The sequence below is a fragment of the Nocardia sp. NPDC087230 genome, from assembly GCF_044744725.1.
Lineage (GTDB): Bacteria > Actinomycetota > Actinomycetes > Mycobacteriales > Mycobacteriaceae > Nocardia > Nocardia canadensis.
Map to the genome: position 1 here is coordinate 153,430 of NZ_JBIUYV010000010.1, position 16,429 is coordinate 169,858.

Annotated in this window: 13 protein-coding genes and 1 riboswitch; of the genes, 5 read left to right on the forward strand and 8 right to left on the reverse strand. The window is 71.2% G+C overall.

Going from position 1 to position 16,429, the window contains the following annotated elements:
- The first annotated feature begins 45 nt into the window (after positions 1–45).
- A riboswitch (cobalamin riboswitch) is annotated at positions 46–255 on the forward strand.
- Between the two features lie 139 nt (positions 256–394).
- Complete coding sequence (gene metE / locus ACIO52_RS27410; RefSeq protein ID WP_402647892.1) at positions 395–2,650, forward strand: 5-methyltetrahydropteroyltriglutamate--homocysteine S-methyltransferase; 2,256 nt, start codon at positions 395–397, stop codon at positions 2,648–2,650.
- Positions 2,651–2,735: 85 nt separating this feature from the next.
- Here metE and ACIO52_RS27415 read toward each other — a convergent pair whose 3' ends face one another.
- From ACIO52_RS27415 to ACIO52_RS27425, 3 genes are read right to left on the reverse strand one after another with little or no spacing between them, the layout of a single operon-like run.
- A complete protein-coding gene (locus ACIO52_RS27415; RefSeq protein WP_316575602.1) occupies positions 2,736–3,872 on the reverse strand; it encodes a bifunctional 2-methylcitrate synthase/citrate synthase in 1,137 nt (378 codons plus the stop codon).
- 2 nt (positions 3,873–3,874) lie between these two features.
- Complete coding sequence (prpB, locus tag ACIO52_RS27420; RefSeq protein WP_218719252.1) at positions 3,875–4,789, reverse strand: methylisocitrate lyase; 915 nt, start codon at positions 4,787–4,789, stop codon at positions 3,875–3,877.
- On the reverse strand, positions 4,789–6,312 hold the full coding sequence (locus ACIO52_RS27425; protein ID WP_218719251.1) for an MmgE/PrpD family protein: 1,524 nt from the start codon (positions 6,310–6,312) through the stop codon (positions 4,789–4,791). Before ACIO52_RS27425 ends, prpB begins: the two co-directional genes overlap by 1 nt.
- 312 nt (positions 6,313–6,624) lie before the next feature.
- Here ACIO52_RS27425 and ACIO52_RS27430 point away from each other — a divergent pair, with 312 nt between their 5' ends.
- On the forward strand, positions 6,625–8,049 hold the full coding sequence (locus ACIO52_RS27430) for a short-chain fatty acyl-CoA regulator family protein (protein ID WP_218719250.1): 1,425 nt from the start codon (positions 6,625–6,627) through the stop codon (positions 8,047–8,049).
- 3 nt (positions 8,050–8,052) lie between these two features.
- Here the strand turns inward: ACIO52_RS27430 and recG are convergent, their stop codons facing one another.
- A complete protein-coding gene (gene recG / locus ACIO52_RS27435) occupies positions 8,053–10,317 on the reverse strand; it encodes an ATP-dependent DNA helicase RecG (protein ID WP_402647896.1) in 2,265 nt (754 codons plus the stop codon).
- A complete protein-coding gene (locus ACIO52_RS27440) occupies positions 10,317–12,422 on the reverse strand; it encodes a DAK2 domain-containing protein (RefSeq protein ID WP_402647899.1) in 2,106 nt (701 codons plus the stop codon). Before ACIO52_RS27440 ends, recG begins: the two co-directional genes overlap by 1 nt.
- A gap of 291 nt (positions 12,423–12,713) precedes the next feature.
- Here ACIO52_RS27440 and rpmB point away from each other — a divergent pair, with 291 nt between their 5' ends.
- From rpmB to ACIO52_RS27455, 3 genes are all read left to right on the forward strand, one after another.
- On the forward strand, positions 12,714–12,905 hold the full coding sequence (gene rpmB / locus ACIO52_RS27445; RefSeq protein WP_011210730.1) for a 50S ribosomal protein L28: 192 nt from the start codon (positions 12,714–12,716) through the stop codon (positions 12,903–12,905).
- 81 nt (positions 12,906–12,986) lie between these two features.
- Positions 12,987–13,448, forward strand: a complete 462-nt coding sequence (locus ACIO52_RS27450) for a GNAT family N-acetyltransferase (protein ID WP_402647902.1) — start codon at positions 12,987–12,989, stop codon at positions 13,446–13,448.
- A gap of 9 nt (positions 13,449–13,457) precedes the next feature.
- Positions 13,458–14,246 carry an enoyl-CoA hydratase-related protein gene (locus tag ACIO52_RS27455; RefSeq protein ID WP_316575605.1) on the forward strand — a complete coding sequence of 263 codons (789 nt, stop codon included), beginning with the start codon at positions 13,458–13,460 and terminating at the stop codon, positions 14,244–14,246.
- A gap of 115 nt (positions 14,247–14,361) precedes the next feature.
- On the opposite strand, the gene ACIO52_RS27460 is transcribed toward ACIO52_RS27455, so the two are convergent.
- Genes ACIO52_RS27460 through ACIO52_RS27470 form a run of 3 tightly spaced genes read right to left on the reverse strand, consistent with a single transcriptional unit; the run spans position 14,362 to position 16,362 of the window.
- A complete protein-coding gene (locus ACIO52_RS27460; protein ID WP_255587987.1) occupies positions 14,362–14,613 on the reverse strand; it encodes a hypothetical protein in 252 nt (83 codons plus the stop codon).
- 49 nt (positions 14,614–14,662) lie between these two features.
- Positions 14,663–15,346: a uracil-DNA glycosylase gene (locus ACIO52_RS27465; protein ID WP_218719245.1), complete on the reverse strand. Its 684-nt coding sequence runs from the start codon at positions 15,344–15,346 to the stop codon at positions 14,663–14,665.
- An 11-nt stretch (positions 15,347–15,357) separates the two neighbouring features.
- Positions 15,358–16,362, reverse strand: coding sequence for a thiamine-phosphate kinase (locus ACIO52_RS27470; protein ID WP_342800734.1), 1,005 nt, complete (start codon positions 16,360–16,362; stop codon positions 15,358–15,360).
- Positions 16,363–16,429: the final 67 nt, after the last annotated feature.

The following is a 16,429-nucleotide window of genomic DNA, read 5'->3' on the forward strand; positions in this document are numbered from 1 at the left end:
GCGACGCAGCTGGTTCGCCTGCGCGGTGGAAGAGTCGGAGCCCCGACCTCCCGCGCCGGTGTCGAAGCCCGGGCACTGTGTGCCGGGTGAAGAGGGAACCCGGTGGGAATCCGGGACTGTCCCGCAGCGGTATGCAGGAACGACCGCCGTCATCAGCACTGGGCACGACGCCCGGGAAGCGACGGCCAGTAGGTCGGTCGATCACACGGCCGGTGCCCGCGAGTCCGAAGACCTGCCGACTGTGCCGGATACGCCGTATCCGGCGGCCACCGCCTCGTGGATCGGGCGCGCGGACCACCTGTGCCGGCCTGTCGTGTCTCGCGACGGGTCCCGGAGGTGTCTTCCTCGCCCGCGAAAGGCGTCGGCTCTCCCCGCACGACACTGGAGAATCTCCGTGACTGTTTCGCACTCTCCGTTCACCGCAACGGTTCTCGGCCTACCGCGGGTCGGCCCGCGCCGGGAACTCAAGCGCGCCATCGAGTCCTACTGGGCAGGTCGGCTCGACGCCGAGGACCTGCACGCCGTCGGCCGCATGCTGCGCACCGTGCAGTTCGCCGCGCTCCACGCGGCCGGCCTGGATTCGGTGCCCGTCGGCACCTTCTCCTACTACGACCAGATGCTCGACACCGCCGTCCTGCTCGGTGCGCTGCCGCATCGGGTGACCGACATCGCCGACCCGCTGGACCGCTATTTCGCGGCCGCACGCGGGACCGACACGGTCACGCCGCTGGAGATGACCAAGTGGTTCGACACCAACTACCACTACCTGGTGCCCGAGATCGACGCGGCCACCGTGTTCACGCTGCACCCGGACAAGCTGCTGACCGAACTCGCCGAGGCCATCGCGCTCGGCGTGCCGGCCCGGCCGGTGGTGATCGGCCCGCTGACCTTCCTGAAGCTCGCCAAGTCCGCCGACGGCGCGGCGCTGGACCGGCTGCCGGAACTGGTGCCGCTGTACCTGGACCTGCTGGCACGCCTGGCCGAGGCGGGCGCGCGGTGGGTGCAGATCGATGAGCCGGTGCTGGTCACCGACCTGACCGCGGCCGAGATCGGGCTCGTGCGCGAGACCTACACCGCGCTGTCGGCCGCGCCGGACCGGCCCGCGCTCCTGGTCGCCACCTACTTCGGGCACCCCGACGGCGCGCTGGCGGCAGTGGCGGACACCGGCATCGAGGGTGTCGCCCTCGATCTCACCGCGGGCATCGAGGTGTCCGCGATCGCCGCCGTCCCGGCGCTGGCGGGCAAGCTGCTGGTCGCCGGTGTCGTCGACGGCCGCAACATCTGGCGCACCGACCTCGACGCCGCGCTCGACACGCTCGGCGCCCTGGGCACCGGCGTGGCGGTCTCGACCTCGTGCTCCCTGCTGCATGTGCCGTACTCGCTGACCCCGGAGACCGGGCTCGACGACCGGCTTCGCTCGTGGCTGGCATTCGGCGCCGAAAAGGTCGGCGAGGTGCGGGTTCTCGCGACCGCCCTGGCCGAGGGCGCCGCCGCGGTCGGCGACGAGCTGGCCGCGGCGCGCGCCGCCGCCGAGACCAGGCGCACCGACCCGCGCCTGCACGACGACCGGGTCCGCGCCCGCCTGGCCGCCCTCGACGAGGACGACCTGACCCGCTCCCCCGCCGACGAGCGCAGGGCGGCGCAGCGCGCTCACCTCGACCTGCCGGTGCTGCCGACCACCACGATAGGCTCCTACCCGCAGACCTCGGCCATCCGCCTGGCCCGCGCCGCGCTGCGCACCGGCGAGATCGATGCGGCCGAATACGAGCGCCGGATGCGGGCCGAGATCGCCGACGTGATCGCCCTGCAGGAGAAGCTCGGCCTGGACGTGCTGGTGCACGGCGAGCCGGAACGCAACGACATGGTCCAGTACTTCGCCGAGCTCCTCGACGGCTTCGCCACCACCGAGGCGGGCTGGGTGCAGTCCTACGGCACCCGCTGTGTGCGCCCACCGATCCTGTTCGGCGACGTCGCGCGGCCCGCGCCGATGACGCTGTCGTGGATCGGCTACGCCCAGTCGCTGACCGCCAAGCCGGTCAAGGGCATGCTGACCGGTCCGGTGACGATCCTGGCGTGGTCGTTCGTCCGCGACGATCAGCCGCAGGCCGACTCGGCTCGTCAGGTCGCGCTGGCGATCCGGGACGAATTGGTGGATCTGGAGGCCCAGGGCGCCCGGATCATCCAGGTCGACGAGCCCGCCCTGCGCGAGCTGCTGCCGCTGCGCGCGGCCGATCAGCCCGCCTACCTGCGCTGGTCGGTGGACGCGTTCCGGCTGGCCACCGCCGGTGTCGCCGACACCACCCAGGTGCACACGCACCTGTGCTATTCGGAGTTCGGCGAGGTGATCTCGGCGATCGCGGGCCTGGACGCCGATGTCACCTCGATCGAGGCGGCCCGCTCGCACATGGAGGTTCTCGACGACCTGAACGCGGCCGGTTTCGCGCTCGGGGTCGGCCCCGGCGTCTACGACATCCACTCGCCCCGGGTGCCCTCGGTCGAGGAGCTCACCGCCGCACTGTCGGCCGCGCTGGCGGCCGTACCGGCCGAACGACTCTGGGTGAACCCGGACTGCGGTCTCAAGACGCGTGGCCCGGTGGAGGTCGAGGCGTCGCTGCGCAACCTGGTGACGGCGGCCGCCGCGCTGCGCTGAACACAGCACCGCCCCGGACGGGTGATCCGTCCGGGGCGGTGGTGCCGGTCCGCGGCGTCGGCGATGCGGTGCCGACGCGGACCGGTCAGTGACGCGTGGGCACCGGACGCTGGTCGACGCCGCGATACTCCGACAGCGGCCGGATCAGCGCGTTCGCGGCCGACTGCTCGGCGACGTGCGCGGTCCAGCCGGTGATCCGGCTCATCACGAAGATGGGCGTGAACATCTCGATGTCGAAGCCCATCAGGTAGTAGGCGGGCCCGGCGGGGAAGTCGAGATTCGGTGCGATACCGGTCTTCTCGGCCATGGCCGCGGCGAGCGCGTCGTACATTCGCACCCACCGCTGTCCGCCGGTGACCGCGGCCACCTCGTCGAGGGCGGCCTTCATCGTCGGCACCCGCGAGTCGCCGTTGCGGTAGACGCGGTGGCCGAAGCCCATCACCTTGCGCCGCGCGGCCAGCGTCTCGCCGACCCAGGCCGCGGCCCGAGCGGGGTCACCGATCTCGAGCATGGTGTGCATGACCGCCTCGTTGGCGCCGCCGTGCAGCCTGCCCTTCAACGCGCCGATGGCCGCGGTGATCGCGCTGTACAGGTCCGAGCCGGTGGAGGTCACCACCCGGGCGGCGAAGGTGGAGGCGTTGAAACCGTGCTCGGCGTAGAGGATCAGCGAGATCTCGAACGCCCGCACGATCCGCGGCGCGGGCACCTCGCCGAAGCACATGTACAGGAAGTTCTCGGCGAACCCGAGCTGGGAATGCGGGGCGATCGGGTCGAGCCCGCGCCGCCTGCGCATCGCGGCCGCGATCACCGTGGGCAGCAGCGCGGTCAATCGCAGTGCGGCGGCGAGTCTTTCCCGTTCGCCCACGCTCTCGGCGGCGGCGTCCTCGGTGCCGAGGTAGCTGACGACCGTGCGCACCACATCCATTGGATGACAGGTGTCGGGCATCTTCTCCACCAGCGCCAGCACCGACCGGTCGATCCGGCGCTGCGCGCGTTCGCGCTGGCACAGCTGTTGCAGCTGCCCGTCGTCGGGCAGCTCGCCGTGCCAGAGCAGGTAAACGACCTCCTCGAAGGTGCAGCGCGCGGCCAGATCCTGCACGGGATAGCCGCGGTAGGTCAGCGAGTTGGTCTCGGCGACCACCTTGGAGATGCTCGTCGTGTCGACCACCACCCCCGCCAGCCCCTTGGCGATGGGCCGCGGTGCCGTCTGTCCACTGGTCATGGTCACTCACCCACCGTGAAATCGAAGATGCCGGAGTCGAATTCGTTGTAGCGCTGGTAGCCCAGCAGTTCGTAGAGCCGCGACCGGTGCTGCATGCGACCCAGCAGCGCCGCTTGAGTACCGGCCGTGGCGATCTCGCGCAGGCCGTCCTCGATCGCGCCCATCGCCAGCCGCAGCGTGGTGACCGGGTAGATCACCGCGTTGTAGCCGAGATCGGTCAAGGTCGCGGCCGACAGCAGCGGGGTCTTGCCGAACTCGGTCATGTTGGCCAGCAGTGGGACATCCACGGCAGCCCGGAACCTCGCGAACTCGGCCTCCTCGACCAGCGCCTCGGTGAAGATCAGGTCGGCGCCCGCGTCGGCGTAGGCCTTGGCCCGCTCGATCGCCGCGTCGAGTCCCTCGATGGCGCGCGCGTCGGTGCGGGCACAGATCACGAAGCCGGGATCGCGGCGCACCGCGACGGCGGCCCGAATCCGGCGCACCATCGCCGCGGTCTCGACCACCGCCTTGCCGTCGAGATGACCGCACCGTTTCGGATTGACCTGATCCTCGAGGTGACAGCCGGCCAGGCCTGCGTCCTCGAGCAGGGCCACCGTGCGGGCGGCGTTCATCGGTTCGCCGAAGCCGGTGTCCGCGTCGACGAGGACCGGCAGTTCGGTGGCGCGCGCGATCTGGCGACCGCGTTCGACGACCTCGGTGAGGGTGGTCAGGCCGATGTCGGGCAGCGCCAGCTCGGCCGACACCACCGCACCGGAGACGTACACGCCGTCGAATCCGATCTCCTGGATCAGCGTGGCCACCAGCGGATTCACCGCGCCCGGCAACCGCTGCAACTGTCCGGAGGCCAGGCCGGCCCGGAACGCGGCGCGTTTGCGCGCCGGGCTGGTGTGCGCGGCGAGCAGTCCCGAAACATTCATCAGAACAGTCCTTCCCGCGCGGCGGGGAGCACCTCGAACAGGACCGGGTCGACCGCGAAGCTGAGCTGGTCCAGCTCGCCCGCGGCCAGCTCCGGGGTCCGCTGCGCGGCGTCGAGGAAGCGCTCCTGCTCGTCCGGCGCGACGACGCCGTCGGCGAGGACGCGGAACTTCTCGAGGTACTGCGCGCGGGCGAACGGCCGCGCGCCCAGCGGATGCGCGTCGGCCACCGCGAGCTCGTCGACGACGACGGTGCCGTCGTCGAGGGTGACCACGGCCCTGGCGCCGAAGGCCTTCTCCGCCGGGTCGGTCGCGTGATAGCGGCGCGTCCACTCCGGGTCCTCGACGGTGGAGATCTTGCGCCACAGCGCGATGGTGTCGGGCCTGCGCGCGCGCTCGGGTGCGTAAGAGCGCTCGTGATGCCAGGTGCCGTCCTGCAGGGCGACCGCGAAGATATAGGGCAGCGAGTGGTCGAGGGTCTCGCGGCTGGCGTGCGGGTCGAACTTCTGCGGGTCACCGGACCCGGTGCCGATCACGTAGTGGGTGTGATGGCTGGTGTGCAGCACGATCGAGGTGATGCGGGCGGTGTCGGCGATCCGCTCGCGCAGCCTGCGCGCCAGGTCGATCGGGGCCTGGCTCTGGTATTCGGCCGAGTGCTCCTTGGTGTAGCTGTCCAGGATCGCGCGCTTGGCCTCGCCGGGGCCCGGCAGCGGCACCCGATATTCGGCGTCGGCGCCGCCGAGCAGCCAGGCGATGACGCCGTCGGCGCCCTCCCAGATCGGGGCGGGCGCGCCCTCCCCGCGCATCGCGCGGTCGACCGCCTCGACCGCCATCTTGCCCGCGAAGGCCGGCGCGTAGGCCTTCCAGCTGGAGATCTCGCCCTTGCGGGACTGCCGGGTCGCGGTGGTGGTGTGCAGCGCCTGGCCGACCGCCTGATAGATGGTCTCGGCGTCGAGACCGAGCAGCGTGCCGATGCCCGCCGCGGCCGACGGGCCGAGATGGGCGACATGGTCGATCTTGTGCTCGTGCAGGCAGATCGCGCGCACGAGGTCGATCTGGATCTCGTAGCCGGTCGCCAGGCCGCGGATCAGCTCGGCGCCGCTGCGCCCGGTGTGCTGGGCGACGGCCAGGATCGGCGGGATGTTGTCGCCGGGATGGGAGTACTCGGCGGCCAGGAAGGTGTCGTGGAAGTCGAGTTCGCGGACCGCGACACCGTTGGCCAGCGCCGCCCACTCCGGGGAAAAGCGCTGCGCGCCCGCCAGTCCGAACACGGTGGCGCCGTGTCGGCGTGCGCCCACGGGCAGCGGATGGGCGCTCGCCTGCGCTCTGGCCGTCCGCACCGGGCCGCGCAGGACCGAGGCCGCGGCCACCGCCGCGTTGTCGATGATCCGGTTGACGATCATGTCGGTGACCTCGCCTGACACCGGCACCGGGTCGGTGGCCACCTCCGCCACCAGCGTGGCCAGGTGCTGCGCGCGGGGGAACTCCTCGGCGGCGCCGACACTGCGAACGAGATGGGTTTTCACTGATCCTCCGATTCCAGCTGGTCGATCCCAGCCACAATTCGCACGCTACGCACCGCGAACCGCTCGGAGAACATGCTGAACAAGCGTATTTTTGTGTGCGACACTCGATGAATCAGCGAACGTTGCGAAGGCTGGACGGTAAGGTCGGGGACGTGATATCCGATCGCCACGGACCCCGGATCCGACCTAACGGTCTCTTCGCACGTTACGCACCGGTAGTCACAGGTAAAATCCCTTGCAGGACTGGGCTTCTCCCCAGACAATCACGATTTCGAGCGAACATTGCAAACCCGGCGAGTTAGGATCTCCGGCGTGCGGAAGATGTACGCGGGGGCCAGGCTACGACGGCTGCGTGAAGAACGACGGATGACTCAGGCGGCGCTCGCGAAATCGCTGGATCTCTCGCCCAGTTATCTCAACCAGCTCGAACGCGACCAGCGCCCGCTCACCATTCCCGTTCTGCTGAAACTGAACTCGACCTTCGATCTGGATGTGCAGTTCTTCGCCGCCGACTCCGACGCGCGGCTGGTCTCGGATCTGCACGAAGTGCTCGTGGAAGCCGCGGGCGGCGGTGACACCGCGCCGATCACCGAGGTCGAGGAACTCGCGACCCGGCTGCCGGAGGTGGCCCGCATCGTCATCGCCATGCACCGGCGCCTGCGCGCGGCCACCGATCAGCTCGACCTGCTGTCCTCGCGGGTGGACACGCCCAGCGGCGCGCCGGGCACACCCATGCCCTACGAGGACGTACGCGACTTCTTCTACGACCACCGCAACCACATCTCCACCCTCGACCACGCCGCCGAGCAGCTGTTCGAGGAGTCGGGGCTGAGCATCGGCTCGCTGGATCGGCAGCTGGCCAGGATCGCGGAGGAACGCGCAGGCGTGACCGTGCTGGTCCGCGGCGACGGCGCCGACCCGACCATTCCCAAGCGCCACTACGATCCCGACACCCGCACGCTCACCCTGGCGCGGCGGCTGCGCCCCGGACAGCGTGCCTTCCAGATCGCCACCACCCTGGGCCTGCTGCTCTACGGGCGCGAGATCGACAACGTCCTCGCCGAATCACGGGCACTCACCGGTGAGTCCCGCACCCTGGCCAGGGTCGGGCTGGCCAACTACTTCGCGGGCGCGCTGATCCTGCCCTACGGCCGGTTCCTGCGGTCGGCGGAGGAACTGCGCTACGACGTCGACCTGCTCGCGCTGCGGTTCGAGGTCGGCTTCGAGACGGTGTGCCACCGGCTGAGCACCCTGCAGCGACAGGGCCAGCGCGGGGTGCCGTTCTTCCTGGTACGCACCGACCGGGCGGGCAACATCTCGAAACGGCAGTCCGCCACCGCGTTCCATTTCTCCCGGGTCGGCGGCAGCTGCCCGCTGTGGGTCACCCACGAGGCGTTCGCGCACCCGGGCCGCATCCTCACCCAGATCTCGGAGATGCCCGACGGGCGCCGCTACCTGTGGATCGCCCGGACCACCCCGGCATCCGCGCAGGGCTATGGCACCGCGGCGAAGAACTTCGTCATCGGGCTCGGCTGCGATATCGAATACGCCGACCGGCTGGTCTACTCCCAGGGCCTGCAACTGGACGACCCGCAGGTGGCGGTGCCGATCGGGGCGGGCTGCAAGGTGTGCGAGCGGCCCGCGTGCCCGCAGCGCGCGTTCCCGCAGATCGGGCGGCCACTCGCGGTGGCCGAGCACACCAGCACCGATCTGCCGTATCCGCGCCTGCCGCGCTGAGCGTCAGGACTTCGCGAGGTATTCGATGCGTTCGCCGTCGACGGCGGCGTCCATCATCCCCGCCAGCCCGGGATGCTTCACCAGGCCGGGGTCGTCGGCGACGACCTGCCTGGCCAGCTCCTGGGCGGCGGTGATCACCTCGAGATCGTCGAGCAGCGACAGCAGCCGCAGCGACCGGGCGGTGCCGGACTGCGCCGCGCCGAGCACATCGCCCTCGCGGCGCTGGCGCAGGTCGAGCACCGAGAGTTCGAAGCCGTCGGTGGTCGCGGCCACCGCCTCCAGCCGGGCCATCGCGGTGCCGCCGGGCGCGGCATCGGTGATCAGCAGACACAGGCCGGGATGCTTGCCACGGCCGATCCGCCCGCGCAGCTGGTGCAGCTGACTCACGCCGAACCGGTCGGCGTCGACGATCACCATCACCGTCGCGTTCGGCACGTCGACACCGACCTCGACGACCGTGGTGCACACCAGGACATCGATGGCGCCGTCGTTGAACTGACGCATCACCTGGTCCTTCTCGTCCGACGGCAGGCGGCCGTGCAGCAGCCCGACCCGCACGCCGGACAGCGCGCCCGCGCTCAGCGTCTCGTACATCTCGACCGCGGCCTGGGTGGTCGGGCCCTCCTTCTCCTCCGCGGATTTCTTGCCCTTGGCGGGCGGGGCGTCGGGGTCCTCGCCGATGCGCGAGCACACCACATACGCCTGTCTGCCCGCGCCGACCTCTTCGAGAATGCGCTCCCAGGCGCGGTCCACCCAGCCCGGATGCAGCTTGCGCGGCACCACCTTCGACACGATCGGTGAACGGCCCCTGGGCAATTGGGTGAGGGTGGAGGTCTCCAGATCACCGAGCGTGGTCATCGCGATGGTGCGCGGAATCGGCGTGGCGGTCATGACCAGCAGGTGCGGGCTGACGCCGTCCTTGGCCTTGGCACGCAGGGCATCGCGCTGTTCGACGCCGAAGCGGTGCTGTTCGTCGACGACCACCAGGCCGAGGTCGAAGAACTCCACCGCGTCCTGGATCAGCGCATGCGTCCCGATGACCAAGCCGGCTTCACCGGTCATCGCGTCCAGCAGCGCCGCCTTCTTCGCCGCTACCGACATCGAGCCGGTGAGCAGCACCACCTTCGTGGATTGTTCGGCCGCGCCGAGTTCCCCGGCGGTGCCGAGATCACCGAGCATCGCCCGCAGCGACCGGTAGTGCTGGGCGGCGAGCACTTCCGTCGGCGCGAGCAGCGCGCACTGGCGGCCCGCGTCGACCGCCTGCAGCATCGCGTGCAGGGCGACGATGGTCTTGCCCGAGCCCACCTCGCCCTGCAACAGGCGGTGCATCGGGCGGGTGCGCGACAGGTCGGCGGAGATCTCGTCGATCACCTGCTGCTGGCCCTCGGTCAGCTCGAACGGCAGCCGCTCGTCGAAGGCGGCGGCGATGCCGTCGGTGCGCGGCGGGCACGCCGGGGCGGTGCGGCCCTCGACCTCGTGCCTGCGCTCGGCCAGCACCAGCTGCAGGGCCAGCGCCTCGTCGAAACGCAGCCGGTCCCTGGCCTTCTCGATATCGAGCTTGTGTTCGGGCAGGTGGATCAGGCGCAGCGCGTCGGAGACCTCGAGCAGGTGGCGTTCCTCGCGCAGGTCGGCGGGCAGCGGGTCCTCGATCGGGTCGAGCTGGTCGAGCACCTGGCGAATGCAGGCCAGCAGATCCCAGCTCTGCACCTTCGCCGTCGCCGGGTACACCGGCACGAACTCGCGCTCGAAGAACGACGCGTCCACTCCCCCAGCGCCTTTCGCGCTCTGCGCCAGTCCGCGCAGCGCGCCGCTGCCGCGTACGGAGGTCAGCTCCTCGACACCGGCCTCGGCCTTGTCGGGCAGGATCAGATAGTCCGGGTGCGAGAGGTTCCAGCGGTCGGGGCGCCACCAGTGCACGGTGCCCGACATCATCGCTCGCACCCCCTCTTTCACCAGGTAGCGCACCTTGTCACCGTTGAAGAAGGTGGCCTCGATCGGGCGGGTGGCGCCGGTGTCGAGCTGCACCTTGAGCAGCGAGCCGCGCCGGTTCTTCATCGGGCGCAGTTCGGTTTTGGTGATCCGGCCGATGACGGTGATGTGCGCGCTCTCCTCCGGTTCCTCCTCGGTGAGCGGCTGTCCCTGGGTGGCGTAGCGGACGGGATAGTGACGCAACAGGTCCTCGACCGTGGTCATGTCGAACGCCTCGGTCAGCCGGTCGGCCGCCTTCACCCCGAGCACGTGGTCGAGCCGGTCACTCAACGTCGCCATCACTCGACCCCTATCTGCACCAGATCCGCTTGCTGCCCACCGGAATACACCACGACCTCGACACCGGGGAAACCGGCTGTCACGTGCTCGGCCAGGACCGCGCCCAGTTCGGGGCCCGCGTCGGCGCCCATCAGCAGTGTCACCAATTCGCCACCGAGACCGAGCATCCGGTCCAGCAGGATACGACCGGCGCCGACCACGTCGGGGTCGATGACCACCACGTCGTGGCCGACCAGGCCGAGTCCGTCACCGGGCGAGCACATGCCGACCATGGTCAGCGCGCGTACCCGGGCCGGGCGCAGCGCGCCCCAGCGGGTGGTCGCGGCCGCCTCCGACATCGCGAACGCGTCGTCCACGGCGATCCGGCCGCGATCGTGGACCGCGAGCGCGGCCAGGCCCTGCACCATCGACGCGCTCGGCAGCAGCAGGACGTCACGTGACCCGTCACGGGCGGCGACACCGGCGGCCACGAGTTCCTGCGCGGGCAGCGCGCCGTTGGGCAGGACGAGGACTTCCCGGTTCGGCATCGCGCGGATCGCGGTGAGCAGGGCGGTCGTGTCGAGCTGGCGGTCACCGCGCAGCACCACCGCGCCCGCGTCCTCGAACAGGCGGGCGGCCGCGGCGCCGGAGGCCACCGCCAGGATGCCCCGGTCGGCGGGCACCGGGGGGCCGGCGCGGTGCCGACCGTCGCCGTTGGTCGCCGGCGCGCCATCGCGGGCGGCGTCGAGCGCGACGTGTTCGGCGTGTCCGCCGTGGGGCGCGGTCACCGCGAAGCTCTCGATGCGGATGCCGGTCACGGTGCCGATCGCCAGTCCGGCTTCGATCGCCGCGCCCGCGTCGCGGCAGTGCACATGCGCCGACCAGGTGCTGTCCCCGTCGCCGACCACGACGACCGAGTCACCGAGCACGGCGAGCCGGTCGCGCAATCCCGACGCGGCGGCCTCGTCCGTGTCGGCGATCACGTACATGACCTCGAAGTGGGGATCCGGGAAGTCGCGGTGGTCGTCCCAGGAGTCGGCGGGGCGCGTCGGCTCCGAATCGGCGGTTCGGGGAGGCGCCTGCCCGGACGGATGCTCTCGGCCATCGACGGGTCGGCGGGCGTCGGATCGGCCGCCATCGGATCGGTTGGCGTCGGGCCGGTTGGCGCCGGATCGGCTGTCGGCGGGCGGGCCGTCGTCGACGCCAGGCCACCGCCGGGTCGCGCTCTGCCCGTCGGCCCGCAAGTAGCTGTCCCTGGCCGGGGCTTGCCCGCAGATCCGTCGCACCAGGCAATCGAGCAACACCAGCAGTCCCCTGGCACCGGCATCGACGACGCCCGCCGCCCGCAGGACGCCCAGCTGCGCCGGCGTCTCGTTGAGCGCACGCGCGGCGCCCTCGGCTGCCGACTGCGCGACGGAGATCAGCGAGACTTCCGCCGAGGCGTCGGCCGCGACGGCGGCCCGGTCGAGCACCGTCAGAATCGTGCCCTCGACCGGAGCGCTGAGTCCGGTGCGCACGAGCACCGCGGCCCGCCGCAGGGCCGTCCGCAACCGTTCCCCGGTCAGCGGACCCCCGACCACCGCCTCGGCGATCCCACGCAACACCTGCGACAGAATGATCCCCGAGTTCCCCCGCGCACCTGTGGTCGCTCCGCGCGCGAGCGCCTGCGCGACGAGATGGGCCGAAGGGCCGCCGCCGGTCTCCGTAGCTCCCGTGCCCATGCCGACGTCCATGCCGACCGCGCCGAGTCCGACGCCCTCGGCACCCGCCCCGGGGTCTATACCCCCAATGCCGCCTGCGCCAGGGTCCACCCCCGCGATAGCGCCCGCGCCAGGATCGACACCCGCGACACCACCCGCACCGGGCTCCACACCCGCGAGGCCGACTCGATCGGCGGCGAGACCGGCAGGTGTCGCGTCCGGGATCGCGCGCTCGGCGGCGGCGACGGCGGCGCGCATCGTGGCGAGCAGATTGGTTCCGGTGTCGGAGTCGGCGATGGGGAACACATTGAGCGCGTCGATCTCGGCGCGGCGGAGTTCCAGATCGGTGCGGCAGGCCCTGGCCCAGTCCAGCAGCTCGGCGCCGTCCAGCGCCTCCCGCACGTGCGACACCGTCACCTCGCTCACCGTTGGCGGCGCCCGCCCGCCGGGCACCGCACGCCAGGTTAGCGCCAGCGACCGACAGGGGTATGCTGACCGCGGACGGGCCCGTCATCCGGGCCGTGCCCGGCGTGTCGACCGGGACACCCGGTTTGGAAGTTCACGGCCCGGCCAGCTACCCTTGCAGGGTTGCCTCGTGCGGCCGATCCCGGTCTGCGCTGGCCGACGCGAGTCGGCAAGGCATTTGACGACATCAGTTTCCGGTTCAGCGGGCATACGTGCGCCGCTGTCCGCTTATGACATGAAGGAGCTCGCGACATGGCTGCCGTTTGCGACGTCTGCGCCAAGGGCCCCGGTTTCGGGAAGTCGGTCTCGCACTCGCACCGGCGCACCAACCGTCGCTGGAACCCGAACATCCAGACCGTGCGTGCGCAGGTTGCCCCTGGCAACACCCGCCGGATGAACGTGTGCACCTCCTGCCTGAAGGCGGGCAAGGTCGTCCGCGGCTGATTCTCAGCCCGTACATTCTGCCGACAGCGCCCCGGCGCCCCTCGTGGGTGATCCGGGGCTTTGTCGTCGGTGGGGGTCGACGTGACTGACTGGCGCCTCGCGTCGCTGACCGCCGAGCGGGTCACCGCGCTCGCCGCCTGTCATATCGCGAGCTGGCGCGAGGCCTACGACGTCCTGGTGCCGGGCCATGTACTGTCCGGGTTCGATCTCGAACGCTCCGCGCTCACCTGGGAGCGCCGCCGCACCGACGGAACACACCGCCTGCCGATCGCGCTGTCCGGCGACCGGCTGATCGGCTTCGCCTCGGCGACCGAATTCGAACTGGAAGCGCTGTATGTCCGCGCCGCCTGGCACGGCACCGGCGTCGCCGACGCGCTGATCGAAGCCGCCGCTCCCGGCTCACCGTGCACACTGTGGGTCTTCGGCGACTATCCGCGTGCCCACGCCTTCTATCGCAGGCACGGCTTCGCCGACACCGGAGTGCGCCGGGTCGACCCCTTCACCCTGCTGCCCGAACAGTGGTGGCGACGCGGCTCTCGCTAGGGTGACGCCATGAGTACCACCGAACCGGTCACCGCCGTCACTGTCGTCGACGGCGTCCTGCAGCTGCCGATCGCCACCGCCGCCGCGGGCACTTCGATGAATTTCGACCTGATCAACGCGGGCACCGAGGCCCTGCGCGCGCTCGATCCCGAGGTCGGCGCTGTGCTGCTGACCGGCACCGGCGCCAACTTCTGCGCGGGCGGCAACGTCCACCACTTCGCCGGCGCCGAGGACCGTGGCGCCTACCTGCACCAGCTCGCCTCCGAACTGCACGACTTCGTGCGCGCGCTGGCCGCGACGCCGGTTCCGGTCGTGGCCTCGGTGCACGGCTGGGCCGCAGGCGCCGGCATGAGCCTGGTGTGCGCCGCCGACATCGCGATCGGTGGCCCCTCGACCAAGCTGCGCCCCGCCTACCCGGGCATCGGCCTGAGCCCCGACGGCGGCATGTCCTGGCTGCTGCCCCGCATCGTCGGCACGAGCCGGGCCGCCGAGATCCTGCTCACCGACGCCGTCCTCGGCGCCGACGAGGCCGTGCGCCTGGGCATTCTGAGCCGCACCGTCGCCGACGACGAGGTCCGCGCCGAGGCACTGCGCGTGGCCCAGAGTTTCGTCACCGGCCCCCGCGCCACCTACGCGGCCATGAAAAAGCTGCTGGCCCAGTCGCCGACGGCGACACTGGACCAGCAGCTCGATGCCGAACGCGACAGCATCTCCGCCGCCGCGAACAGCAGCACCGGCACCGAAGGCGTCGACGCCTTCGTCGCCAAGCGCAAGCCGAACTACCTGGGCCTCACCTGATCATCGAAGGTTTCGGCCGCCTCGCCGCCGAGGGGCGGGACGTAACGCCGAAGGCGCAGTCTCGCCCCTCGGCGGCGAGGTCACGAGGCCGAAACCCCGCGGCGCCAGCCGCCTACTAGCACTGCGCGCCGAGGGCGCTGAAGGTGTTCTGCAGCAGGCAGGTCACCTTCGCGTTCACGCCCGAGGAGATGGTGGAGGTGCCGGTGGAGGTCCATTCCTCACCGATCTGGGTAGTGGCCACCGGCGCGGCCTCCTCGTTGTAGGGCTCGAGTGCCAGGCCCGCCGCGTTGGCCGAGGCGGCGCCCGCGGTCAGGGCGGCGGCGACGGCGGCGGTCGCGACGGCGGCGCGAACGGTCGTGATGTGCATCGGGTTGTGCTCCTTCATCATTTTCTTCTGGTGCGGGCGACGCCCCGGGTCAGGGCAGCCGCCAGTCGACGGGTTCGGCTCCGAGTTCGTCGAGCAGTTCGTTGACCCGGGAGAAGGGCCGCGAACCGAAGAATCCGCGCGAGGCCGACAAGGGTGAGGGGTGGGCCGATTCGATGTAGGGGATCTCGGCCTCGGTCAGCGTCGGCTTGAGCGAGCCCGCGTCGCGTCCCCACAGCACGGCGACCAGCGGCTCGTCGCGGGCGACCAGCGCCCGGATGGCCTGCTCGGTGACCGCTTCCCAGCCCTTGCCGCGATGCGAGGCGGGCGTGCCGGGCGTCACGGTGAGCACCCGGTTCAGCAGCAGCACACCCTGATCCGACCACGGGCTCAGGTCACCGCAGCTGGGCGTATCGAAGCCGAGGTCCTTGGTGTACTCGGCGAAGATGTTGGACAGGCTGCGCGGCACCGGCGAGACCTCAGGGGCGACAGAGAAACTCAGACCCATCGCGTGGCCCGGCGTCGGGTAGGGATCCTGGCCGACGATCAGCACGCGCACGGCGTCGAACGGACGGCGGAACGCGCGTAGCACGTTCTCCCCGGCGGGCAGATAGCCCCGGCCCGCGGCGTTCTCGGCACGCAGGAATTCGCCCATCTCGCTGATCCGGTCGGCCACCGGCTCCAGTGCCCGGGCCCAGCCCGGATCGATGATCTCCGACAGTGGTTTGGCACCCATGACCGCACAACCTATCGGTTCCGGCCGCCGGGCGTGGCGTCCGCCCCACGGAACGATTCCCAGCCGGTGCCGCCGGTCGGCGCGGCACCGTCCACGGTGACGCCGCTGCCTGCGGTGACGACGCCGATCGGCCGCCAGCCCGGCGGCAACGCGGTGCCCGCGGGCCAGGTGCCCGCGAAGGCGTGATCCTCGCCGCCGGCCAGAATCCATTGCGCCGCATCGACATCGAGCAGTACGGCGAGCGCGGCCAGGTCGGGGTCGGCCAGCGCCGCGCTGTGCACGTCGATCGCCACGCCCGAGGCAGTCGCGAGATGGCCGAGGTCGGCGAGCAACCCGTCGGAGACGTCGGTGAGCGCGGTCGGCGTCGCACCACCGGCGACATCGAGCACCGCGGCGTAGGGCGGTTGCGGAACCCGATGCGTCGCAAGGGCGTGCGCGAAAGCCGGGTCGGAAGTGTCGGCGTCGCCGGACAATACGGCCAGTCCGGCGCCGGACCAGCCGAGTTCGCCCGCCACCGCGACGATGTCACCGACGGTCGCGCCCGAGCGGGTCAGCGCCGCCCGGCCGCCCAGGTCACCGAACGCGGTCACCGAGACGACCAGCTGGTCACTGCGCACCAGGTCGCCGCCCGCGATGGACCCGCCCGCGCGGCTCGCCTCGGCCCACATGCCGTCGGCGATGCCGGTCACCACCGGCACCGGGGTGTCGGCCGGGCAGCCGAGCGCGACGACGAAGGCCGTCGGGCGCGCGCCCATGGCGACGATGTCGGCGGCGTTCTGCGCGATGGCCTTGCGACCGATGTCCTGCGGCGCCGACCAGTCGCGGCGGAAGTGCCTGCCCTCGACCAGCATGTCGGTACTCACCACGAACCGCCCGTCGGGCGCGGCGACCAGCGCGGCGTCGTCACCGGGGCCGAGCAGCACCTGCGGTCCCTGCTCCCGGTTCGCGGTGATCCGGTCGATCAGGGCGAACTCGCCCAGCTCACGCACCGTCTGCGGACGGCTGTCCTCGCTGATGACCGGCCCCTTCCCAGTGTGCTGCTGACCGACGAAATCGCCCCGACGGTACCCTTTCGGAGGCGAT

Excerpts from the sequence above, each read along its gene's own strand:
- ACIO52_RS27415 (WP_316575602.1), bottom strand. The coding sequence starts at position 3,872 with ATGACCAGTGGACAGACGGCACCGCGGCCCATCGCCAAGGGGCTGGCG.
- prpB (WP_218719252.1), bottom strand. The coding sequence starts at position 4,789 with ATGAATGTTTCGGGACTGCTCGCCGCGCACACCAGCCCGGCGCGCAAA.
- recG (WP_402647896.1), bottom strand. The coding sequence starts at position 10,317 with ATGGCGACGTTGAGTGACCGGCTCGACCACGTGCTCGGGGTGAAGGCG.
- rpmB (WP_011210730.1), top strand. The coding sequence starts at position 12,714 with ATGGCTGCCGTTTGCGACGTCTGCGCCAAGGGCCCCGGTTTCGGGAAG.
- ACIO52_RS27455 (WP_316575605.1), top strand. The coding sequence starts at position 13,458 with ATGAGTACCACCGAACCGGTCACCGCCGTCACTGTCGTCGACGGCGTC.
- ACIO52_RS27460 (WP_255587987.1), bottom strand. The coding sequence starts at position 14,613 with ATGCACATCACGACCGTTCGCGCCGCCGTCGCGACCGCCGCCGTCGCC.
- ACIO52_RS27465 (WP_218719245.1), bottom strand. The coding sequence starts at position 15,346 with ATGGGTGCCAAACCACTGTCGGAGATCATCGATCCGGGCTGGGCCCGG.